This window comes from Propionivibrio limicola (assembly GCF_009469695.1).
In the GTDB taxonomy this organism is placed as follows: Bacteria; Pseudomonadota; Gammaproteobacteria; order Burkholderiales; family Rhodocyclaceae; genus Propionivibrio; species Propionivibrio limicola.
Window position 1 is genome coordinate 49,102 of record NZ_SSSR01000014.1, and the last position, 20,921, is coordinate 70,022.

A 20,921-nucleotide genomic window follows, 5' to 3' on the forward strand; every position below is an offset into this window, starting at 1 on the left:
TTTCGTCCTTGTGCGGGATGTCCTGCGCGCAGAGAAGAAACGGGGAATAACACTGGCAACCATCGCCTAAGGCAGAGTGGGGGAGTGGGCGTAAGGCTGTGGGGTGCAAGGATGGAACGGAGGGGCGGATCATCGAAAGATTCATCGGATGTGTCGCATCGGGAATGGATGTTGCGAAGCCCGTAATCCACTCATGATAGTTTTGTAGTCGACTAACGTCCTGCGGTTTTCCGTCAATTTTGCGTGACGTTTTGTAACACGGGCCAGTCGATGGTGAATCGGGCGCCGCCGAGCGGGGATTGGTCGACGTGAACGGTCCCTCCATGTTGCTCCAGGACTTGTTTCACGATGGCCAGGCCGAGGCCGTAGCCACCCGTCGAGCGATCGCGTGATCGGTCGAGCCGGGTGAACGCGGTGAATACCGATTGTCTTTCCTCTTCCGGGATTCCGATTCCGTCGTCGTCGACGTGAATCCGAACGTGATCTCCGGCGACCTCGGCGTTGACCTCGATCTTCGATTTTGCGTATTTGAGCGCATTGCGCAGCAAATTCGTGATCGCGTACGGCATACTCTTCTGATCGAGTTCAACGCGCAGCATCGAGGGCAGCGCAAGCGTGCTGACGCTGATATCGAGTTTCAGATTGCGGTTGAGAATGCGGATGGAGTCGACCTCATTTTCGAGCCAGGGCGCGAGGTCGACCATCTTGAGTTTCAGTTCGGGTTGTTCGCGCTCGAAACGCGCATAGGTCAGACTCGAGTCGATGAGATTGTCTAGTTCGTCGATGTCGTCTTCCATCATCGACCATAGCCGTTCCCGCTCTTCGCGGTCGGATGTTTCGGCAATCATTTCAAGCGCAAAACGCAGGCGTGCAATGGGGGTTCGCAACTCGTGCGAAATGGCGCTTGATAATTCCTTTTGCGTCGCGATCAGGCGCTGGATGCGTTCAGCCATGCCGTTGAGCGTCTGCATCAGGGGTTCAAATGCGGCACTGCGCGCTTGCGGCGCCCGTCGTTCGAAATGCCCTTCGCCGAGTGCGCGCGCGGTCTTGCGCAGGGCTTCCAGATCGCGCCACACGGGTCTGACCCAGAACCACACGGCAATGGCCAGAAAGAGGCCGATCAGACTCCAAGTCAGCAGCCGGATGCGCAGATCGAGCGGTAGCGCGCGCGGGCGATCGGGGTTGATGTCAGGGCTCAACGGTCCGACGACGAGAATCTGCGGCGTCAGTTTGAGCCGGTGATAGAGCATGTCCTTCTCGGCGAGGATGACGAGTTCGCCGGCGTCCAGTTTTTCGGCCTGTTTGGGCGGGAGTTTCAGCGACCAGCGGTCGACGATATTCAGGCGGTAGGAAAACTTCTCGTCCAGGCTCTTGATGGTGTTGGTCCATTCAGAGCGCGGCTTGCGGAAAAGCTCGTCCTCGATCATGACGATCGTTCCGCGCATGAAACGGCTCGTGTAGTCGTCCGTGATGCCGCGCAGGGCGCTGGAAATGAGGAAGTCGGCGAAGAATGCGACGGCGACGAACGACCCCATCACCAGCAGGTAGAAGTTCAGGAACAGGCGCGACAGGCTGTATCCGTCGCCCCAGGGCGTGGACGGCTTGTAGCGTCCGATGATGCCAAGCAGCTTGTTGTTGCGGGTGGTGCTGGTCATTACTGCCAGTCGTGCTTGCTGAAGAGGTAACCTTTTCCTCGCACGGTTTTGATCCGCGTCGGGTTCTCCGGGTCGTCGCCGAGTTTCCGGCGCAGACGTGAAATGCGCGCGTCGATAGAGCGGTCGAGTCCGTCGAAGCCAATGCCGCGCAATTGTTGCAGGAGGTCGTCGCGCGAAAGGATGTTGCCGGCGTGGCTGGCCAGAAGCCAGAGCAGGTCGAATTCAGCGGTGGTCAGGTCAACGGTCTGATTGCCGAGATGGGTGCTGCGCGTGGCCTGGCTGATGCTGAAATTGCCGAAGGATAGCTCGGTGGTCTCGCCATGTTCGGCACCTGCGCCGGTGGTGTCGCCGACCGTCGGAGCCCGCCGCAGTAAAGCCTTGATGCGGGCCAGAAGGAGGCGCGGCTGCACGGGCTTGGCGATGTAATCGTCAGCGCCGAGTTCGAGTCCAAGAATCTGGTCGAGATCTTCGTCGCGAGCCGTCAGCATCAGGATGACGCCCTTGTATTTTTCGCGTACGCCGCGGCAAATCTCGAAGCCGTCCTTGCCGGGCAGCATCAGGTCAAGGATCACAAGATCCGGGTCTTCGCTGATGATTCGATTCTCGGCAACGTCGCCGCGCGCCTCGATGGCGACTTCAAATTCGTTCTTGCGCAGGTATTCGGCGGTCAGGTTGGCAAGGCGTTCGTCGTCTTCCACCAACAGGATGCGTGTCTTCATGGCGTGATCATGGCCTTTGGATGGCCGGCAAAAATCGGATTCGCGAATGATACTTGAAGGGGCGGCGGATGGCAGCGCCAATCAGGCTGTGTCTTGGTCCGCCCGCCGTTCAAGCCGAGAAGCAAGATGAAGATAACGCGAACTATCTCTCGATAGGGCTGCCGGACATGGAGTCCTCGCCTGTTTGCCGGGGGCTGGCATATTGGACGAAAAAACAGCCGGTTGCGCAGGGCAAGTCCGGCTGTTTTTGGCTGGGGCGTTTTGCCTTTAGCTGCGCTTCAAGCGTTCCAGCTGCGGCTTGAGTTTGTCGAGCGTGGCGACGAAGTCGGCGAGGCGCTTCTTCTCCTGTTCGACGACCTGTGCCGGGGCGCGGGCGACGAAGCTTTCGTTGCCGAGCTTGGCGTTGGCCTTGGCGATTTCACCTTCGAGGCGGGCGATTTCCTTGGTCAGGCGCTCGGTCTCGGCGGCGACGTCGATCTCGATCTTCAGCATCAGGCGCGTTTCACCGACAACGGCGACCGGTGCGGCTGCTTCATCGACGAGCTTCTCGAAGCCGGTTTCCACGATCTGCATGTCCGCCAGCTTGGCCAGTGCCTTGAGGTAGGGCGCGAACTCGCCGAGGAGGGGCGCGTCGCCGTTGGCGATCAGGGGCACTTTCTGCGCCGGCGACAGGTTCATTTCGCCGCGCAGGTTGCGGCAGGCGTAGGCCATGTCCTTGAGTTGCTGGACCTTGGCTTCGCTGGCTTCGTCGATCTTGGCCGGTTGCGCAACCGGGTAGGCCGCGAGCATGACCGTTTCGTGCGTTTTCTTGCCGGCGAGCGGGGCGACCGCCTGCCACAGTTCCTCGGTGATGAACGGAATCAGCGGGTGGGCGAGGCGCAGCACGGCTTCGAGTACGCGCACCAGCGTGCGGCGGGTGGCCTGGGCCTGCTCCGGCGTGCCGTTCTGGATTTGCACCTTGGCGAGTTCGAGATACCAGTCACAGAACTCGTCCCAGACGAATTCGTAGATGGCACGGGCGAGCAGGTCAAAGCGGTACTCGGCGAAGTGCTGGGCGATTTCGGCTTCGGTACGCTGCAGCTTGCTGACGATCCACTTGTCGGCGAACGAGACGGCGAGCGTGTCGGGGCATTTGTCGAGCGCGAGGTCGTAGTCACCGACGTTCATCAGCACGAAGCGCGTGGCGTTCCACAGCTTGTTGCAGAAGTTGCGGTAGCCCTCGCAGCGTTGCAGGTCGAACTTGATGTCGCGGCCGGGGCTGGCCAGCGACAGGAAGGTGAAGCGCAGGGCGTCGGTGCCGAAGGACTGGATGCCTTCCGGGAATTCCTTGCGCGTGCGCTTCTCGATCTGCTCGGCCTGTTTCGGGTTCATCAGACCGGTGGTGCGCTTCTTGACCAGGTCTTCGATGCCGATGCCGTCGATCAGGTCGATCGGGTCAAGCACGTTGCCCTTCGATTTGCTCATCTTCTGGCCTTCCGCGTCGCGGATCAGGCCATGCACATAGACGTGCTTGAACGGGATCTTGCCGGTGATGTGCTTGGTCATCATGACCATGCGCGCTACCCAGAAGAAGATGATGTCGAAGCCGGTGACGAGCACCGTCGACGGCAGGTAGAGATCGAGCGCGTCGTTCGATTTGGCTGGCCACTCGGGCGTCCAGTCGAGCGTCGAGAACGGCCACAGGGCGGACGAGTACCAAGTGTCGAGCACGTCCGGGTCGCGCATCAGCGGGCCGGCGTAGCCGATCTTGTCGGCTTGGGCGCGCGCTTCTTCCTCGTTGTGGGCGACAAAGATTTCGCCGTTTTCGCCGTACCAGGCCGGAATTTGATGGCCCCACCAGAGTTGCCGCGAGATGCACCAGTCCTGGATGTTGTTGAGCCACTGGTTGTAGGTATTGACCCAGTTTTCCGGCACGAACTTGATTTCGCCGGAAGCGACGCATTCGAGCGCCTTGCCGACGATGCTGGTGCCGTCGGCACCGGGCTTCGACATGGCGACGAACCACTGGTCGGTGAGCATCGGCTCGATGACGACACCGGTGCGGTCGCCGCGTGGCACCTTCAGTTTGTGCTTGTCGGTCTTTTCCAGAATGCCGAGGGCGTCGAGGTCGGCAACGACGGCTTTGCGCGCGTCGAAGCGATCCATGCCGCGGTATTTTTCCGGGGCGTTGTCATTGATCTTGGCGTCGAGCGTCAGGATCGAGATGATCGGCAGCTTGTGGCGCTGGCCAACCGCGTAGTCGTTGAAGTCGTGCGCCGGCGTGACTTTGACGCAGCCGGTGCCGAATTCGAGGTCGACGTAGCTGTCGGCGATGATCGGGATTTCGCGATCGGTCAGCGGCAGCTTGACCAGCTTGCCGATCATGTCCTTGTAGCGTTCATCCTCCGGGTGCACCATCACGGCGGTGTCGCCGAGCATGGTTTCCGGGCGGGTCGTGGCGACGACCAGGCTGCCCGAACCATCGGCCAACGGGTAGCGGATGTGCCACATGAAGCCGTCTTCTTCTTCCTGCACGACTTCGAGGTCGGAAACGGCGGTGTGCAGTTTCGGATCCCAATTGACCAACCGCTTGCCGCGGTAGATCAGGCCTTCGTTGTAGAGGCGCACGAAGGTTTCGGTGACCGTTTTGGAGAGGCCCGCATCCATCGTGAAGCGCTCGCGCTTCCAGTCCGGCGAGGTGCCGAGGCGGCGCATCTGGCGGGTGATGGTGTTGCCCGAGTATTCCTTCCACTCCCAGACTTTGTCGAGAAACTTCTCGCGGCCGAGGTCGTGGCGCGAAATACCCTGCGCGTCGAGCTGGCGTTCGACGACGATCTGCGTGGCGATACCGGCGTGGTCGGTGCCCGGCTGCCACAGCGTGTTGTCGCCCTTCATGCGGTGGTAGCGGGTGAGCGAGTCCATGATCGTCTGGTTGAAGCCATGGCCCATGTGCAACGTGCCGGTGACGTTGGGCGGCGGCAGCAGGATGCAGAAGGCGTCGGATTTGTTTGCATCGAGGCCGACGTCGAAATGGCCCTTGGCCTCCCATTCGGGGTACCAGCGGCGCTCGATGTCGGCCGGTTCAAAACTTTTGGCGAGTTCCATAGGATGCGGGGTAGGGTAATGAGGAAAACCCGCGATTATACCGGAAGGCTCCTTTGCACCGGGGCGATGGTGTTGAGGTGCTCAGGATGAGGAAGCTTCAGTCCGCTTGGTCGTCTTCGGCCGCCTTGGTGTTGCGTTGGGTGAGGTAGTTGCGCAACGCTGTTTCGATCGTTGCGGCGATGCCGATCCGCAATTCCTCGCTTACCTTGCACAGCGTCGCTTCGAGCAGTGTCGGAAGCTCGTAGGCCAGTTGCAGGTCAATTGTTTGGGCGATGTCGAGGGCCAAAGCCTCGATTTCCTCGTCGCTCGGGAAGGCGGGCGGGGCGTCTGCTTCGGCGCGGGCTGTGTTTGGGCAAAGGAGGAGGGGCTCAACCCGGTCGTCAGCTTCGGCAAGGCTGGTTTCGTCCGGAAGAATAACCTCGGTCAAAACCGGAATGTCTTCGTCGAAGTCCAGGCCGTTTTCGGCGCTGAGGTCGGATTCGTCTGGCGGCGCGGTGTTGTCGCCGGGTTCTGTGTCCTCGGCGGGGGTAGGTTCTGCCGGTCGGTTGGCGACGAAACGGCGCCGGCGTTGCATGAACGAGTCGGCCCGCTCGACGATGTCCGGGGTTTCAGCCATGACGTCTACTCCGCGAGATTGACATAGTGAATCTCATAGCCGCGATCCTTGTAAAACTTGACGCGCTCCCTTCCCGCCAACCTTTCCGCCCCCTCTTGTCCGACCACCTCAATGACGCTGGTAAAGCGTGAAAAGCCGGGAGGAATGTCGTTGGAGAGGTTGAACAGACGTTCGTTGTGTGCCAGCCCGTCGAGTGCGTCAGTGATTACCACTGGTGTCTCCGGTGCCAGGGGGGAATCACCGCGCACGTGGGGGGTGAAGCTGGTCGGCGGATGTGTCCACAGGCGTCGGTCGAGTCCGTCGGCGGCCACCTTGTCCGGCGCGTAAACCAGCAATGCCTTTTTTTGCTTGCAGGTTTTGCCGATCAGGGTGGCCATGGCGGCAATGCGGTCGCTGGCGCCGTGGTAAAAAAAGATGCGGGTCACTTGATGTAGGGCCAACCGTTGGTTAATTCTCGAGCTTCCCGGCGCGGTTGAGCAGGAAGTGCGTGAGCAGGGCGACGGGGCGGCCGGTGGCGCCTTTTTCAGCGCCTGATTTCCAGGCCGTGCCGGCAATATCAAGGTGTGCCCACGTGAATTTTTTCGCAAACCGCGACAGGAAACAGGCGGCCGTAACGCTGCCCGCCGGTCGGCCGCCGATGTTGGCCATGTCGGCAAAGTTGCTCTTCAGTTGGTCCTGGTAGTCGTCCCAGAGGGGCAGGTGCCAAGCGCGGTCGCCGGCTTCGGAGCCCATGGCGAGAAGTTCGGCGGCGAAATCGTCATCGTTGGCAAACAGGCCGCTGGCGACGTGGCCCAATGCAATGACGCAGGCGCCGGTCAGGGTGGCGATATCGACGACAGCCGTGGGGTGGAAACGTTCGGCGTAGGTCAGCGCATCGCACAGGATGAGACGCCCCTCGGCATCCGTGTTGAGGATTTCGATGGTTTGGCCGGAGAGCGAGGTGACGATGTCGCCCGGTTTGCTGGCGTTGCCGCCGGGCATGTTTTCGACCGATGGTACGATCACCGTCAGGTTCAGCGGCAACTGCATGAGCGCGGCGGCTTTGATCGTGCCGAGCACACTTGCCGCGCCGCACATGTCGAACTTCATTTCATCCATGCCTTCGCCCGGCTTGAGCGAAATGCCTCCGGTGTCGAAGGTGATGCCCTTGCCGACGAGCACGACCGGCTTGTCGTTTGCCTTGCCGCCCTTGTAGTGCAGTACGATCAACTTGGGCGGCTGATGCGAGCCCTTGGCTACCGAGAGCAACGAATGCATGCCGAGCGACTCCATGTCGCTTCGTTCGAGAACCTCGCATTCGAGTGCGTGGTCTGCGGCGATTCGTTTTGCCGTGTCGGCCAGGTATGCAGGGGTGCAGATGTTTCCGGGCAGGTCGCCGAGCGTGCGGGCGAGGGCAACGCCTTCGGCGATGGCCTGTCCTTGTGCCAGTGCTTCTTCCGCAATCACCGGTTTTGTTTTTCGATCGACGGCAAGATCAATTCTTTTGAGCAGAAATTCGTTGTTCTTCTGGCTTTTGAATTGATCAAAACGGTAGAGCGTTTCGCGGGTGATGATGACGGCTTGCCGGATGCGCCAGGCCACACTTTTCTTCTTGACCGGTATTTCGGTCAGAAAAAGCGCTGCATCGGTGGCGCCGGTGTCCTTCAGGAATTTGACTGCTGTTCGGATGGCCGCGCCGTACTCTTTTTCGCGAAACTCTTTTTCCTTGCCGAGGCCAACCAGAAGAACGCGTTGGCATGCGGTTCCCGGAACGTCTCTGAGGAGCGTCGTCGAGCCGGCTTTGCCATTCATGTCGCCGTGACGGATGACGTCGCTGAGATAATGGTTCGATGATTTATCGATCGCTCCGGCGGCCGTCGTGAGCTTTCCCGATTCGAAGACGCCGACGACAACGCAGGCGCTTTCCTGTTTCTCCGGGTTTTTGCTTTTTATGCTAAATTCCACCGGTTTCTCCTCTGGCAGCGTGGTTTTGATCAGAGACTGATTATCCCTGCAGTTTTTCGGCAAAGTCAAAAAATGATCTTTCAGCGCGCTACCCGGCGCGAATTTACCCATTCCGCAGCTGGCGTCTTTGTTGCGCTTTTTGCCATCCTGCTGACAACCCAGTTGATTCGTTTTCTGGGCGAAGCGGCGCAAGGTTCGATTGCGCCGGAGGCGGTGGTTGCGCTGCTCGGGTTTTCCGCACTCAACTACATTCCTGCGCTGTTGTCTTTGGCCGCCTTTATTGCGATCCTATTGTCATTGTCCCGCAGCTATCGTGATTCCGAGATGGTGGTCTGGTTTTCGTCGGGAATTTCCTTGCTGGCGTGGATTCGTCCTGTGCTGGTGTTCACTCTTCCGTTGGTGGTGGCAATTGGCGGGCTTTCGCTGTTTGTTTCGCCTTGGGCGTTGTCGCAAAGTGCGGAGTATCGGCGGAATCTGGAGAGTCAGCGGGACGCAAGCCAGGCTTCGCCCGGTGCGTTTCAGGAGTCATCCTCCGGTGACCGGGTCATTTTTGTCGAAGCTGTTGCCGATGATGCGTCTTATGTGAAGAACGTGTTCGTGTCTTCGGTGCAGAATCGTCGTCTCGGTGTGACGATGGCGGCACGTGGCTATCAGGAAACGGCATCGAACGGTGATCGTTTTATCGTGCTTGAAAATGGCAGTCGGTATGAGGTTGAGCCGGGAACACCAGAGTTCCGTGTGCTGGAATATGGGCGCTATGCGCTGCGCGTTGAAACCAAGGAGGCGCGCGGGATTGAGCGGACGTCAAAGAACACCCCGACGTTTGAATTGCTTGAGAAGGATGTTCCATCCTATCGTGCCGAGTTGCTATGGCGTCTGAGTGTGCCGATCTCGGCCGTTGTGCTGGCCCTGCTGGCCATCCCCTTGTCTTTCGTCAATCCGCGCGCCGGCCGGTCGGCCAACATGTTGTTGGCGATATTTACCTACCTTGTTTATAACAATCTGATGACCGTTGTGCAGGCGTGGGTGGCGAGCGGGCGAATTTCGTTTGCGGCCGGTTTGATCGGCGTGCACTTGTTCATGCTCTTGCTACTGCCCGTGCTTTTCTTCCGCCGGATTGCGGTTCGCTCCTTCCCCTTGTTTTTCAGATGAATATTTATCGTCGCTATCTGGCTAAGGAGGTGTCCGGCGCCATTGCCCTGGTCCTGGTTGCTTTTCTGGCGCTATTCGGCTTTTTCGACATGATTGCGGAGGTCAAGAATGTCGGATCGGGCGGCTATCAGTTGCATCATGCCATTGCCTTCGTTCTTCTCCGGATGCCGGGGCGTGTGTATGAATTAATGCCGATTGCCGTTCTGATCGGTACGCTCTATGCCCTCTCTACCTTGGCGCGGCATTCAGAGATTACCGTCTTGCGCGCGTCCGGGTTGTCGACGGGGCGGCTTTTGGCAGGGCTGCTCACCGTGGCGTTCGGGTTTGCCTTGGTGACCTTTTTCGTTGGAGAGGTCGTGGCGCCGCCTTCGGAGCGAGCGGCACAGCAAATGCGGCTTCAGGAGCGGGGAAAGGCGGTGAAGCAGGAGTTGCGCAGCGGACTTTGGGTGAAGGATGAGCGGCGATTTATCAATGTCCAACTCGTACTGCCCGATACGCGGTTGCGCGGCATCCGCATCTACGATTTTGATGAAGCCTTCCGCTTGCGATCGGTTACCGAGGCGGCCGAAGGGGCGTACTTGCCTCCTGCCAGTTGGCGTCTCACTGGCGTGGTGCGCACCGTGTTGCACGGAGAGCGCGCCGAGGTTATCAAAGTGCCGGATTTGGAATGGCAATCGGCGCTCAATCCGGACATTCTCTCAGTCTTGATGGTGGCGCCGGAGCGGATGTCCCTGCTGCACTTGTCGTCGTATATCCAGCATCTTGCCGAGAATAACCAGAAAACAGAGCGCTATGACATTGCTCTCTGGAAGAAGGTCGTCTACCCGCTGGCAGCCTTGGTTATGGTAGCTTTGGCATTGCCTTTCGGCTACACGCACAACCGTGTCGCGGGCGTGAGCTTCAAGATTTTCTCGGGGGTCATGATCGGTGTGCTTTTTTACATGCTGAATGGGCTTTTTTCCAACCTCGGGGCAATCAATAGCTGGTCCCCTATGTTAAGCGCGGTGACGCCATCGGTCTTGTTTATGCTGGCTGCGGCGGCCATGATCTGGTGGGTTGAGCGACGGTAATGGCGCCGGCGTTTGAATAACGCCGACCACTGCGCGTGGAGGAGGCGCAAGGCTACTCCAGGAGAGGTTGAGTCGAACTCTCCGGTATGGCATTGGGTGGCGGTGATTCCGGCGCTTTTCGTGAGGTGCCAGTGCCCTTGTCGCCAAGAGGGCTCGGGGGCGAAATAAGCTTGTTGGGTCTGGATGTTTTTTGTTTTGCGGCCCGCTCTATCGCTTCTTGTTTGTATCGGTTCTTCTCTTCTTCGGGAAGATTCAGGTACTCCTCCCATTTTTCTTTGAGCGCCTTCTTTTTCTCAGACGGGAGTTGGCTGGCGGTCTTGAAGTTTTCGCGGGCGATTTGGCGTTGTCTGGGCGTCATTTTCCCCCAGGCCTGCATTTGGCGCTGGATGCGTAACTGTTCTACCGGCGACAGGGAGGTGAAGCGAGCGGCGATCGTCAGCCATTTTTTTTGGCGATGGTACTCCATCGAGTCCCAGTCGTCGCAAAGAGGGGATAGAACGATCTTCTGCTGAATCGTCAGGTCGCTCCATGCTGGTTGTGGGGGCGTGACGATGAGAGACGGGCTGACGGACGGCGCCGCAGTGGCGGCCCATCCGTGCCCAGACAGCAGGCCACAAAGGATTATTCCTGCGAGGACTGCTCGAGCCATGCGGCAAAGCCCTTGTCGGTAAAGGCGCTAACGGGTAATTCGTCTGCCAGAAGGGCGCTGTCGATATCGCCCAACTCACTGACGCGCCGGTCTGCGATCAAGAACGTTGATAAGACGGCGATGAGAAGAAAAACAACGGCAATAGCCGTTTGCTTCGCAGCCGAGAAATTGCTGTGCAAGCGACCAAAGCCCCCGGCTGTTGCAAATATTTGCTGGTGCACCGAAACCTTTTGGCAGGCGAGAGCATGTTCTCTGGCTGCGGCGAGTCGCTGGCTGATGTCTTGGGGGAGTTCATGTGCCCCGCGATTAAGTTGCTGCCTGATTTTGTAGGCGAAATGCAGTTCGTTCATAACGTAATTCCTTTTGCTCGCAGGGCGGCCGCCAGCGTGTGTGTGGCGCGGGAGCAGTGCGTCTTTACACTGCCCTCCGAACATCCCATTGCAGCGGCTGTTTCCGCGACGTCCATATCTTCCCAGTAACGCATGAGGAATGCTTCCCGTTGACGAGTGGGAAGCTGTTTTATTTCCTGTTCAATGATTTTCAATGACTGAGCCTGTTGCAGCTGTCCGTCTGGGGTGTTCGGTGTGTATGAGCCGGATTCGACTTCCAGGGTCTCTAATGGATCATGCTCGTCGTCCTCGTCTGACGCGAATGAGGAGAGAAGCGTTGTCCAAAGGGAGCGTATTTTGCTGCGTCGGTAATAGTCGCGGATTGCGTTTTGCAGAATGCGCTGGAAGAGCATTGGAAACTCTTCTGCCGGTCGATCTCCGTATTTCTCGGCCAGTCGCATCATTGAGTCCTGAACAATATCCAGCGCAGTCTCTTCGTTTTGAACCGCATACATCGCCTGCTTGAAGGCGCGGCGCTCCGTGGCGACGAGAAAGTCCGATAGTTCGCGTTGGCTAGCCAGAATCAAATCCTTGTGGGGTGTAAGCTGTTTCAAGCCCCGGCCGGCAATCAAGCCGAGATGGTTGGCGTGTGAGTCTTGACCAATCGAGGCCTAACCTATAACGTTACGCGCTTTTCTGAATATTTTGCTTGGTAAGGCAACAATTATGACCATGATGACCGGTGCGGAGATTGTAATCAGGTGCCTGCAGGAAGAAAAGGTCGAATACGTATTTGGCTATCCGGGTGGGTCGGTTCTTCATATCTATGATGAGCTTTTCAAGCAAGATCAGGTTAAGCACATTCTTGTTCGCCATGAGCAGGCAGCGGTGCATGCTGCCGATGGTCTGGCGCGCTCGTCGAGTCGCGTCGGGGTTGCGATGGTGACTTCTGGTCCGGGGGCGACAAACGCCGTTACGGGCATTGCAACAGCTTATATGGACTCGATCCCGTTGGTGGTGATTTCAGGTCAGGTGCCCACCTCCTATATCGGCCAGGATGCTTTCCAGGAGTGCGATACCGTCGGGATCACGCGTCCGTGTGTCAAGCACAATTTCCTGGTCAAGGATGTTCACGATATCGCGACGATATTCAAAAAAGCATTTTACATCGCGCGTACCGGCCGGCCGGGTCCTGTTGTCATCGATATTCCGAAGGATATTACGGCGGCGAAGTGCAAGTTTGAGTATCCGAAAGAAGTCGAAATGCGTTCGTACAACCCCGTTACCAAGGGGCATCACGGGCAGATAAAAAAAGCGGTGCAACTTCTGGTCAATGCCAAGCGCCCCATGATTTACACGGGGGGCGGAGTGGTTCTTTCGAATGCGTCCGAGCAACTGACGGTGCTTACCCGAAAGCTTGGCTTTCCCATCACCAATACTCTGATGGGTTTGGGGGCGTATCCGGCAACGGACTCGCAGTTTCTCGGGATGCCGGGGATGCACGGCACGCTTGAAGCCAATATGGCGCTGCAAAATTGCGATGTGCTGCTCGCCATCGGTGCCCGGTTTGACGACAGGGTGATCGGTAATCCGGAGCATTTTGGGGCGCAGCCACGCAAGATTATCCACATTGATATCGATCCGTCGTCGATCTCGAAACGTGTGCGGGTCGATGTGCCAATTGTCGGTAGTGTCCCTGATGTCTTGGACGAAATGATGGGGCTGCTTCTAGCCGAGGCGGCGATGCAAGATATCGCCGAGTGGTGGGAGGAGATCGAAGGGTGGCGCGCCAGGAAGTGCATGAAGTACGCCGTGAAGGATGTGATCATGCCCCAGTACGTTATTGAGAAGCTGTGGGAGATAACCAAGGGCGATGCAATTATTGCGTCAGACGTTGGGCAGCACCAGATGTGGGCGGCGCAGTATTACAAGTTTGACAAGCCGCGGCGTTGGCTGAACTCGGGTGGTCTTGGAACCATGGGGGTTGGTTTGCCTTACGCAATTGGAGCGGCGATGGCTAACCCGGACAAGCAGGTTGCGTGCGTTACGGGGGATGGCTCGATTCAGATGTGTATTCAGGAGCTCTCGACGGCCAAGCAGTTTGGGCTGCCGCTCAAGATCATCAACCTGAACAACAGGTATCTGGGCATGGTTCGGCAGTGGCAGGAGATGTTCTACAGCCGACGCTATTCGCAGTCCTACATGGACTCCATTCCTGATTTCGTCAAATTGGCCGAGGCCTATGGTCACGTTGGTATTCGCGTAGAAAAGCCTGAGGACGTGGTTCCTGCCTTGCATAAGGCCTTTGTCGAGCATAAGGATGACCTTGTTTTCCTCGATATCCGCACCGACCGGGAAGCGAACGTTTTCCCGATGGTCGCGGCGGGTAAGGGATTGTCCGAGATGATCATGGCCGAAGACCTGTAAGGGAGGGATGATATGCGACACATTATTTCCATTTTGCTGGAGAACGAATCGGGGGCTCTCTCTCGGGTGGCCGGGCTTTTTTCTGCGCGGGGGTACAACATCGAAACCCTGACAGTGGCGCCAACCGAGGATAATTCCTTGTCTCGGCTGACGATCGTCACTCATGGAAGCGATGATGTGATCGAGCAGATCACCAAGCAGCTGAACAAGCTGATTGATGTCATCAAGGTTGTCGATCTTTCCGAGGCAGCCCATATCGAGCGTGAGTTAATGCTCATCAAGGTGCGGGCGGCCGGCAAGGATCGCGAGGAAATCAAGCGGATGGCCGATATTTTCCGGGGTCGCATCATTGATGTTACCGAGACAACCTACGTTATCGAGCTGACAGGGACGTGTTCGAAGCTGGACTCGTTCATTCAGGCTTTGGACGCGGATTTGATTCTTGAAACGGTTCGTTCCGGGGTTAGCGGCATTGGCCGTGGCGAACGAACCCTGAAGGTTTAACTATTTACAGATTTACACGCACGAAAGGATCACCATGAAGGTTTATTACGACAAGGACGCCGATCTCTCCCTGATCAAGGGCAAAAAAGTGACCATCGTTGGTTACGGTTCGCAAGGGCATGCTCATGCACAGAATCTGCGGGATTCCGGCGTGACCGTTACGGTCGGTTTGCGCAAGGGTGGCGCTTCCTGGAGCAAGGTTGAAGCGGCTGGCCTCAAGGTCGAGGAAGTGGCCAAGGCTGTTCAGGATGCCGACTTGGTAATGATGCTGTTGCCCGATGAAAACATTCCCGCCGTTTACTGCAACGATGTCGAGCCGAATATCAAGAAAGGTGCAACGTTGGCCTTTGCTCACGGTTTTAACGTGCATTACAACCAGGTCGTGCCACGCGCCGATCTCGACGTGATCATGGTTGCCCCGAAGGGCCCTGGCCACACTGTGCGTTCCGAGTACCTGAAGGGCGGCGGTGTGCCGACCTTGATCGCTGTGCATCAGGACGTTTCGAAGAAGGCCAAGGATATTGCTCTGTCCTACGCGGCTGCCAATGGCGGTACCAAGGGTGGTGTGATCGAGACGAACTTCCGCGAAGAAACCGAAACCGATCTTTTTGGTGAGCAAGCCGTTCTGTGCGGTGGTGCCGTTGAACTGGTCAAGATGGGTTTCGAGACGCTGACCGAAGCCGGTTACGCTCCCGAAATGGCCTACTTTGAGTGCCTGCACGAACTCAAGCTGATCGTCGATCTGATGTATGAGGGCGGCATCGCCAACATGAACTACTCGATCTCGAACAATGCCGAGTACGGCGAGTACGTTACCGGGCCGGAAGTGATCAACGAAGAGTCGCGTTATGCCATGCGCGCCGCGCTCAAGCGGATCCAGAATGGTGAATATGCCAAGATGTTCATCCTGGAAGGCAAAACCAATTATCCGTCGATGACGGCACGCCGTCGTTTGACCGCTGAGCATCCGATCGAAGTGGTGGGGGGTAAGCTGCGTGACATGATGCCGTGGATCAAGAAAAACAAGTTGGTTGATCAGACCAAGAACTAAGCTCAGTTGTATAGTTGCAACGACCGAGGTTTCGTGAGTTATCACAATCCTCGGTCTTTTTGCTAATCGGAACCCTTTTTTACGGTCTGTAAATGAACTATCCGCATCCCATTCTCGCTAGGGAAGGCTGGCCCTTTCTGGCCGGTTCGCTGTTGCTCGCCATCGCGGCTTCTTTTTCCGGTCTCTGGTCGGTGCCATTCTGGCTTCTTTTCTTGTTTTGCGTGCAGTTCTTCCGCGACCCGCCACGTGTTGTGGCAGGGGGGGGCAAGAGTATCGTTGCTCCAGCGGATGGCCGTGTCGTGGTTGTAGAGGAGGCCGATGATCCGTATCTGAAACGCCGTGCGCTCAAGGTGAGCGTTTTCATGAACGTGTTCAACGTGCACTCAAATCGTTCGCCCGTCGCTTGTTCGGTTCGAGGAAAGTGGTACAACCCCGGGAGTTTTCTCAATGCCGCGCTGGACAAGGCGTCGCTTGAGAACGAGCGTTGTGCGCTGCATCTCAAGACAAACGATGGGCGTGATGTGACCTGTGTTCAGATTGCAGGTCTGGTGGCGCGTCGCATTTTGAACTATGTCGACGCTGGTTCGGTGCTTGAGGCTGGGCAGCGTTTTGGCTTCATCCGCTTTGGGTCGCGCGTGGATCTCTATTTGCCTCTCGATACGAAAGTGAAAGTGGTTATTGGCGAGAAGGTTTTTGCTTCGACCACCGTCCTGGCCGAGTTGGCCTAATTTATCGGCTTGTTTTATCTGGCCTTCTTGTTATAATCGCTGACTTTTCCTTAGTCCGGAATATATTCCTATGGTCGTTATTCGTCTTGCTCGTGGTGGCGCAAAAAAGCGTCCGTTCTATAGCCTTGTGGTTTCCGATTCGCGTGCTCGTCGCGACGGGCGTTTCATTGAGCGTATTGGTTTCTACAACCCTGTAGCTTCTGAAAAGGAAGAAAGCCTTCGCATTGCTGCCGATCGTCTGAGCTTCTGGCAAAGCCAAGGGGCGCAAATGTCGATGGCTGTTGAGCGCCTGGTTAAGGTTGCCAGCCAAAAAGCCGCTGCCTGATTGCTTGTGTCGGTTTGAGCGATCTGCTTGATTCTGTTGAGGCGCCACTTGATATTGTCGTTCTTGGCAAGGTCGTGGCGCCTTACGGCTTGCGCGGGGCGGTAAAGGTTTTTCCGTTCGCTGATGATGCGCCTTCATGGGCCAAGTTGCCGTATTGGTGGGTCGGCTCCGACGAGGCTTCATCATCGGAATGGCAGATAAAACAGCTTGCCAGTTGTAAAGTCAGTGGCGGGGTGGTGGTCGCTCAGTTTGAGGACGTTTCAGATCGCAATGCGGCCGAAGCGATGCAAGGGCGCTTGGTTGGTGTTTCCCGCAGTGAATTGCCGAAGACTGGTAAGGACGAGTATTACTGGGGCGATTTGATTGGCCTTGATGTCGTGAATACGCAAAATCAGTCGCTGGGGAAGGTGCTAGGCCTGATTGAAACGCCTGCCAACGACGTTCTCCGCGTCGGAGTGGATGAGGGCAAAGAGCGTTTGCTCCCGTTTGTCGCTACCGTTGTTCTGGATGTGGATCGTGAATCCGGACGGATTCTGGTCGATTGGGGAGTTGATTGGTGAGTGCCCGGGATCGGGAACTGATCAAGGGGGAAAAGTTGGTTGCCGATGTGGTGACTCTGTTTCCCGAAATGTTCCAGGCGTTGATGTGTTCAGGGGTAACCCGTCGTGCGCTCGATGAGGGGCGCTGGGGGGTGGATTTCTGGAATCCGCGTGATTTTACAGAGGACGTCCACCGCACAGTGGATGATCGTTCTTATGGTGGCGGCCCCGGCATGGTCATGATGCCTAGGCCGCTGGAAGCGGCTATTGCAGCGGCAAAAGCCCGACAAAAGGCTGCTGGCGTTACGCGGTCGCGGGTGATCTATCTTTCGCCACAGGGGGCGGTATTGACGCATCGCAGGGTCATGCAATTGGCCTCGTGCGATGAGGGACTGGTTCTCCTGTGTGGCCGGTATGAGGGTGTCGACGAGCGTTTGATCGAGCGTTGCGTTGACGAGGAAATATCGATCGGAGATTTTGTGCTGTCGGGTGGCGAGATTCCCGCGATGGCATTGCTTGACGCTGTTGTGCGGCAATTGCCGGGGGTCTTGAACGACGCAGAGTCGGCATCACAGGATTCATTTGTGACGGGCGTGCTTGATTGCCCTCACTATACGCGGCCGGAAGAATATAACGGCACGCGCGTGCCCGATGTTTTGCTGTCCGGGCATCATGAAGAGATCCGGCGCTGGCGCCTCAAACAGGCGTTAGGGCGGACGTGGCAGCGGCGGCCCGACCTTTTGGTTGGGAAGCAGTTGTCGAAAGAGGAAACGCAACTCCTGGTGCAGTTTCAGGAGCAATGCGGTCAGGAAACCAAAAAGGAGTATCAATAATGAATCTGATAGCGCAACTTGAGCAGGAAGAAATTGCTCGTCTTGGCAAAACCATTCCCGAATTCGCGCCGGGCGACACCGTTGTTGTCCAAGTCAAGGTTAAGGAAGGTTCGCGTGAGCGTCTTCAGGCCTACGAAGGCGTCGTCATCGCAAAGCGTAATCGCGGCCTTAACTCGAGTTTTATCGTTCGCAAGATTTCCTCCGGCGAGGGCGTCGAGCGTACGTTCCAGATGTATTCGCCGCTGGTGGCAGCCATCGAAGTCAAGCGTCGTGGCGATGTGCGTCGCGCCAAGCTCTACTATCTGCGTGAGCGTTCCGGCAAGTCGGCTCGTATCAAGGAAAAGCTTACGCGCAAGTCGCAAGCTTAATTCGCCGAAAGATTTTCAGATGCAACGGGCGCGGTCGAAAGACCCCGCCCGTTTTTTCTGTGTGCCCCCGGCAGTATGAGAGGGGGGGCAATCCTGTCCCCTACGCGATCGGCCGTCCTGTGCTGTGGTCGATTCAAATCGGCAAGGTAAGGCCGATGTTTCCCCGCGAGTTCTCAATCAGGGCGTACGCCGAATGATTATGGATCGATTCAAAGTTTTCGGATTCGACCACGTAGGAATAAATGCGCGGTTCTGCGTTGAGGCGCGCGGCAACATCGCGCACCATGTCCTCGACAAATTTCGGATTGTCGTAGGCGCGTTCGGTGACGAACTTTTCATCTGGCCGCTTCAGCAATCCATACAACTCGCAAGAAGCTTCGGCTTCCACGAGTTGAACGATTTCTTCAATCCAGACGTGTTCCTTGATGCGCGCGGTGATGGTGACATGCGAGCGCTGGTTATGGGCGCCGCGCTCGGAGATTTTCTTCGAGCAGGGGCATAGGCTGGTGACCGGAACGACGACTTTGATCGTTGAGGCGATTTCGCCGTGGCAGATTTCCCCAATTAGCGTCACATCGTAGTCGATCAGGCTCTGGACGCCGGAAACAGGGGCCGACTTGTTGATGAAATACGGGAAATTCATCTCGATGTGGCCGGTCTCGGCTTCAAGCTTGCTGACCATTTCGCGCAGCATCGTCGGGAAGCTCTCGACGGAGATTTCACGTTCGTTGCTGTTGAGTATCTCGACGAAACGCGACATGTGCGTGCCTTTGAAATTGTGCGGCAGGCTGACATACATGTTGAAAACGGCAATGGTGTGCTGGATACCGCCAGAACGGTCGAGAACCTTGACTGGATGCCGGATGGATTTAATGCCGACCCGATTGATCGCAATTTGCCGCGTATCGGCCAGATTCTGGACATCCTCCATGCCGGAGTGAGGATGGGTTTGAGGTGCGTTCATTGCATATCCTGATCGAAATTGGTGCTTGTTCTTCTACCGGTGCCACTAAGGATTCTCAGTGGCTATCTCGTACGCAGATGCTCTCGGACCGAGCGGGTAACTCCTTCACTATCAAGTCCTTCTTCTTTTAGGAGCTGAGCCTGGTCGCCTTGGTCAATGAAGCTATCCCGAAGCCCCAGGCGGAGGAAGGAAACCGGCGAGCCGATTTCCTCCAGAACGCGGGCTACTTCGGAACCGGCCCCGCCGATCACTGCGTTTTCTTCGACGCTAACGAGCAAAGAATGTTCCCGGGCCAGTTCGATTATCAGTTCGCGGTCAATGGGCTTGATGAACCGCATATTGGCTACGGTTGCGCCAAGTTCTTCCGCAGCCGCCAGTGCAGGGGTCAGCATGCTCCCGAAGGCGAGCAGAGCGATGCTGTTGCCGCGTCGCCGGACTTCCCCGCGGCCAAGAGGCAGGCTGGTCAATGCGGGCTCAAGGGCTACCCCGGGGCCGGTGCCGCGTGGATAGCGAACGGCGGCGGGGCCATCTAGCCGGAAAGCAGTCGTCAACATTTGGCGGCATTCGTTCTCGTCGGCCGGCGCCATGAGCACCATGTTCGGGATGCAGGTGATGTAGGAAAGATCGAACGCGCCGTGGTGCGTCGGCCCGTCGGCGCCAACGAGGCCGCCGCGGTCTAGGGCGAAAACGACCGGCAGATTCTGCAATGCCACGTCATGGAGCATCTGGTCGTAGCCGCGTTGCAGGAAGGTCGAGTAGATCGCCACAACGGGGCGCATTCCTTCACAGGCCAGTCCTGCGGCGAAGGTGATGGCATGTTGTTCCGCAATGCCGACATCGAAGTAGCGTTCGGGGAAACGCTCGGCGAATGCCGTCATCCCTGAACCTTCGCCCATTGCCGGGGTGATGGCGACCAAGCGAGAGTCCGCCGCGGCCATGTCGCAAAGCCAGTCGCCGAAAACTTGTGTGTACGTTGGTTTGCCGCCCGATTTGCCGCCCTGAATGCCGATGTCCGGCTGAAACTTTGATACGCCGTGGTAAAGGACGGGGTTGGCCTCCGCCAGCTTGTAGCCGTGTCCCTTGCGGGTGATGACATGCAGGAACTGTGGGCCTTTGAGCTTTTGCAGGTTTTGCAGCGTCGGGATGAGCGAATCGAGGTCGTGGCCGTCGATGGGGCCGATGTAATTGAACCCGAGTTCCTCGAACAGTGTTCCGGGGGTCAGCATCCCTTTGACGTGCTCTTCGACCCGGTTGGCGAATTCGAGTAGCGATGGGGATACGCCAAGCACCTTTTCGCCCGCCTTGCGCGCGGCGTTGAAGGTGCTTCCGGAGAAGAGGCGTGCCAGGTATTTGTTGAGCGCGCCGACGGGGGGGGAAATGGACATGTCGTTGTCGTTGAGGATGACGAGCATGTCAGCGTCGGCGACGCCGGCGTTGTTCATGGCCTCAAAGGCTTGTCCGGCCGACATGGCGCCGTCGCCGATAATGGCGACCGTTTTGCGCGATTCGCCCATGAATTTCGCCGCCACGGCCATGCCGAGTGCGGCGGAGATCGATGTCGACGAATGGCCGACACCAAACGTGTCAAATTCGCTCTCGCTGCGTTTGGGGAAGCCGGAGACGCCACCATGCGAGCGCAGCTTGGCCATGCCTTCGCGGCGCCCGGTGAGGATTTTGTGGGCGTAAGTCTGATGGCCGACATCCCAGACAAGCCGGTCGTGCGGTGTGTCGAAAACGTAGTGTAGGGCGACGGTCAGCTCAACGGTGCCGAGATTTGAGGAAAGGTGGCCCCCCGTTTTCGATACGGATTCAACGAGAAAGGCGCGGAGCTCTTCGACCAGTTGCGGCAACTGCTTGCGTTCGAGCGCACGCAGTTGGGCTGGGCTGTTTATCGTGTCGAGCAACGGGTAAGGGTTCATGGGCAGGCAATGTCCAGCAATAGGGCGTGGTCGGCCGAAAACCTG

At 57.6% G+C, this 20,921-nt stretch carries 21 protein-coding genes; 10 read left to right on the forward strand and 11 right to left on the reverse strand.

All coding sequences use genetic code 11. From position 1 onward, the window contains the following. Positions 1-233 precede the first annotated feature (233 nt). From GH659_RS10445 to GH659_RS10470, 6 genes are all read right to left on the reverse strand, one after another. The gene (locus GH659_RS10445) at positions 234-1,655 is read right to left on the reverse strand and encodes an ATP-binding protein (RefSeq protein ID WP_153111349.1); all 1,422 of its coding nucleotides are present in this window, start codon (positions 1,653-1,655) and stop codon (positions 234-236) included. Then, positions 1,655-2,374 carry a winged helix-turn-helix domain-containing protein gene (locus tag GH659_RS10450; RefSeq protein WP_153111350.1) on the reverse strand — a complete coding sequence of 240 codons (720 nt, stop codon included), beginning with the start codon at positions 2,372-2,374 and terminating at the stop codon, positions 1,655-1,657. The genes GH659_RS10445 and GH659_RS10450 overlap by 1 nt, the downstream gene beginning before the upstream one ends. A 267-nt stretch (positions 2,375-2,641) precedes the next feature. Next, on the reverse strand, positions 2,642-5,458 hold the full coding sequence (locus GH659_RS10455) for a valine--tRNA ligase (protein ID WP_153111351.1): 2,817 nt from the start codon (positions 5,456-5,458) through the stop codon (positions 2,642-2,644). Positions 5,459-5,555: 97 nt separating this feature from the next. Next, complete coding sequence (locus GH659_RS10460) at positions 5,556-6,074, reverse strand: hypothetical protein (RefSeq protein WP_153111352.1); 519 nt, start codon at positions 6,072-6,074, stop codon at positions 5,556-5,558. 5 nt (positions 6,075-6,079) lie between these two features. After that, positions 6,080-6,499: a DNA polymerase III subunit chi gene (locus tag GH659_RS10465; RefSeq protein WP_153111353.1), complete on the reverse strand. Its 420-nt coding sequence runs from the start codon at positions 6,497-6,499 to the stop codon at positions 6,080-6,082. Positions 6,500-6,521: 22 nt separating this feature from the next. After that, positions 6,522-8,018, reverse strand: coding sequence for a leucyl aminopeptidase (locus GH659_RS10470; RefSeq protein WP_153111354.1), 1,497 nt, complete (start codon positions 8,016-8,018; stop codon positions 6,522-6,524). 72 nt (positions 8,019-8,090) lie between these two features. Between GH659_RS10470 and lptF the strand changes: the two genes are divergently transcribed. Both lptF and lptG read left to right on the forward strand, forming a co-directional pair. After that, positions 8,091-9,170, forward strand: a complete 1,080-nt coding sequence (lptF, locus tag GH659_RS10475; protein ID WP_153111355.1) for an LPS export ABC transporter permease LptF — start codon at positions 8,091-8,093, stop codon at positions 9,168-9,170. Continuing rightward, positions 9,167-10,240 carry an LPS export ABC transporter permease LptG gene (gene lptG, locus GH659_RS10480; RefSeq protein WP_153111356.1) on the forward strand — a complete coding sequence of 358 codons (1,074 nt, stop codon included), beginning with the start codon at positions 9,167-9,169 and terminating at the stop codon, positions 10,238-10,240. The genes lptF and lptG overlap by 4 nt, the downstream gene beginning before the upstream one ends. 52 nt (positions 10,241-10,292) lie before the next feature. On the opposite strand, the gene GH659_RS10485 is transcribed toward lptG, so the two are convergent. Genes GH659_RS10485 through GH659_RS10495 form a run of 3 tightly spaced genes read right to left on the reverse strand, consistent with a single transcriptional unit; the run spans position 10,293 to position 11,832 of the window. Continuing rightward, positions 10,293-10,889: a DUF3106 domain-containing protein gene (locus tag GH659_RS10485; RefSeq protein WP_153111357.1), complete on the reverse strand. Its 597-nt coding sequence runs from the start codon at positions 10,887-10,889 to the stop codon at positions 10,293-10,295. Next, positions 10,862-11,239, reverse strand: coding sequence for a DUF3619 family protein (locus GH659_RS10490; protein ID WP_170285873.1), 378 nt, complete (start codon positions 11,237-11,239; stop codon positions 10,862-10,864). Before GH659_RS10490 ends, GH659_RS10485 begins: the two co-directional genes overlap by 28 nt. Then, positions 11,236-11,832 carry an RNA polymerase sigma factor gene (locus GH659_RS10495; RefSeq protein ID WP_246167805.1) on the reverse strand — a complete coding sequence of 199 codons (597 nt, stop codon included), beginning with the start codon at positions 11,830-11,832 and terminating at the stop codon, positions 11,236-11,238. Before GH659_RS10495 ends, GH659_RS10490 begins: the two co-directional genes overlap by 4 nt. 112 nt (positions 11,833-11,944) lie before the next feature. Here GH659_RS10495 and ilvB point away from each other — a divergent pair, with 112 nt between their 5' ends. The 8 genes from ilvB (at position 11,945) to rplS (ending at position 17,993) form a co-directional block, all read left to right on the forward strand. Beyond that, positions 11,945-13,645, forward strand: a complete 1,701-nt coding sequence (gene ilvB / locus GH659_RS10500; protein ID WP_153111359.1) for a biosynthetic-type acetolactate synthase large subunit — start codon at positions 11,945-11,947, stop codon at positions 13,643-13,645. Positions 13,646-13,657: 12 nt separating this feature from the next. After that, the gene (gene ilvN, locus GH659_RS10505) at positions 13,658-14,149 is read left to right on the forward strand and encodes an acetolactate synthase small subunit (protein WP_153111360.1); all 492 of its coding nucleotides are present in this window, start codon (positions 13,658-13,660) and stop codon (positions 14,147-14,149) included. A 34-nt stretch (positions 14,150-14,183) separates the two neighbouring features. Then, entirely contained in the window at positions 14,184-15,200 is a 1,017-nt protein-coding gene (ilvC, locus tag GH659_RS10510; protein WP_153111361.1) for a ketol-acid reductoisomerase, read from the forward strand. Between the two features lie 92 nt (positions 15,201-15,292). After that, entirely contained in the window at positions 15,293-15,928 is a 636-nt protein-coding gene (locus GH659_RS10515) for a phosphatidylserine decarboxylase (protein WP_153111362.1), read from the forward strand. 70 nt (positions 15,929-15,998) lie between these two features. Next, positions 15,999-16,253, forward strand: a complete 255-nt coding sequence (gene rpsP, locus GH659_RS10520) for a 30S ribosomal protein S16 (protein WP_153111363.1) — start codon at positions 15,999-16,001, stop codon at positions 16,251-16,253. A gap of 14 nt (positions 16,254-16,267) precedes the next feature. Continuing rightward, positions 16,268-16,813, forward strand: a complete 546-nt coding sequence (gene rimM / locus GH659_RS10525; protein WP_246167807.1) for a ribosome maturation factor RimM — start codon at positions 16,268-16,270, stop codon at positions 16,811-16,813. Continuing rightward, complete coding sequence (trmD, locus tag GH659_RS10530; RefSeq protein ID WP_281349735.1) at positions 16,810-17,625, forward strand: tRNA (guanosine(37)-N1)-methyltransferase TrmD; 816 nt, start codon at positions 16,810-16,812, stop codon at positions 17,623-17,625. Before rimM ends, trmD begins: the two co-directional genes overlap by 4 nt. Then, positions 17,625-17,993 (forward strand): 50S ribosomal protein L19, encoded by a 369-nt coding sequence (gene rplS / locus GH659_RS10535; RefSeq protein WP_153111364.1) that lies wholly within the window; start codon positions 17,625-17,627, stop codon positions 17,991-17,993. The genes trmD and rplS overlap by 1 nt, the downstream gene beginning before the upstream one ends. Before the next feature lie 133 nt (positions 17,994-18,126). Here rplS and folE2 read toward each other — a convergent pair whose 3' ends face one another. Then, a complete protein-coding gene (gene folE2 / locus GH659_RS10540; protein ID WP_153111365.1) occupies positions 18,127-18,957 on the reverse strand; it encodes a GTP cyclohydrolase FolE2 in 831 nt (276 codons plus the stop codon). A gap of 62 nt (positions 18,958-19,019) precedes the next feature. Further along, positions 19,020-20,876 carry a 1-deoxy-D-xylulose-5-phosphate synthase gene (gene dxs / locus GH659_RS10545; protein WP_153111366.1) on the reverse strand — a complete coding sequence of 619 codons (1,857 nt, stop codon included), beginning with the start codon at positions 20,874-20,876 and terminating at the stop codon, positions 19,020-19,022. Positions 20,877-20,921: the final 45 nt, after the last annotated feature.

What these genes read in the sequence shown, in the direction of transcription:
- GH659_RS10445 (WP_153111349.1), bottom strand. Translation starts at nt 1,655, where the DNA reads ATGACCAGCACCACCCGCAACAACAAGCTGCTTGGCATCATCGGACGC.
- GH659_RS10450 (WP_153111350.1), bottom strand. Translation starts at nt 2,374, where the DNA reads ATGAAGACACGCATCCTGTTGGTGGAAGACGACGAACGCCTTGCCAAC.
- GH659_RS10455 (WP_153111351.1), bottom strand. Translation starts at nt 5,458, where the DNA reads ATGGAACTCGCCAAAAGTTTTGAACCGGCCGACATCGAGCGCCGCTGG.
- GH659_RS10460 (WP_153111352.1), bottom strand. Translation starts at nt 6,074, where the DNA reads ATGGCTGAAACCCCGGACATCGTCGAGCGGGCCGACTCGTTCATGCAA.
- lptF (WP_153111355.1), top strand. Translation starts at nt 8,091, where the DNA reads ATGATCTTTCAGCGCGCTACCCGGCGCGAATTTACCCATTCCGCAGCT.
- lptG (WP_153111356.1), top strand. Translation starts at nt 9,167, where the DNA reads ATGAATATTTATCGTCGCTATCTGGCTAAGGAGGTGTCCGGCGCCATT.
- GH659_RS10485 (WP_153111357.1), bottom strand. Translation starts at nt 10,889, where the DNA reads ATGGCTCGAGCAGTCCTCGCAGGAATAATCCTTTGTGGCCTGCTGTCT.
- GH659_RS10490 (WP_170285873.1), bottom strand. Translation starts at nt 11,239, where the DNA reads ATGAACGAACTGCATTTCGCCTACAAAATCAGGCAGCAACTTAATCGC.
- ilvB (WP_153111359.1), top strand. Translation starts at nt 11,945, where the DNA reads ATGACCATGATGACCGGTGCGGAGATTGTAATCAGGTGCCTGCAGGAA.
- ilvN (WP_153111360.1), top strand. Translation starts at nt 13,658, where the DNA reads ATGCGACACATTATTTCCATTTTGCTGGAGAACGAATCGGGGGCTCTC.
- ilvC (WP_153111361.1), top strand. Translation starts at nt 14,184, where the DNA reads ATGAAGGTTTATTACGACAAGGACGCCGATCTCTCCCTGATCAAGGGC.
- GH659_RS10515 (WP_153111362.1), top strand. Translation starts at nt 15,293, where the DNA reads ATGAACTATCCGCATCCCATTCTCGCTAGGGAAGGCTGGCCCTTTCTG.
- rpsP (WP_153111363.1), top strand. Translation starts at nt 15,999, where the DNA reads ATGGTCGTTATTCGTCTTGCTCGTGGTGGCGCAAAAAAGCGTCCGTTC.
- rplS (WP_153111364.1), top strand. Translation starts at nt 17,625, where the DNA reads ATGAATCTGATAGCGCAACTTGAGCAGGAAGAAATTGCTCGTCTTGGC.
- folE2 (WP_153111365.1), bottom strand. Translation starts at nt 18,957, where the DNA reads ATGAACGCACCTCAAACCCATCCTCACTCCGGCATGGAGGATGTCCAG.
- dxs (WP_153111366.1), bottom strand. Translation starts at nt 20,876, where the DNA reads ATGAACCCTTACCCGTTGCTCGACACGATAAACAGCCCAGCCCAACTG.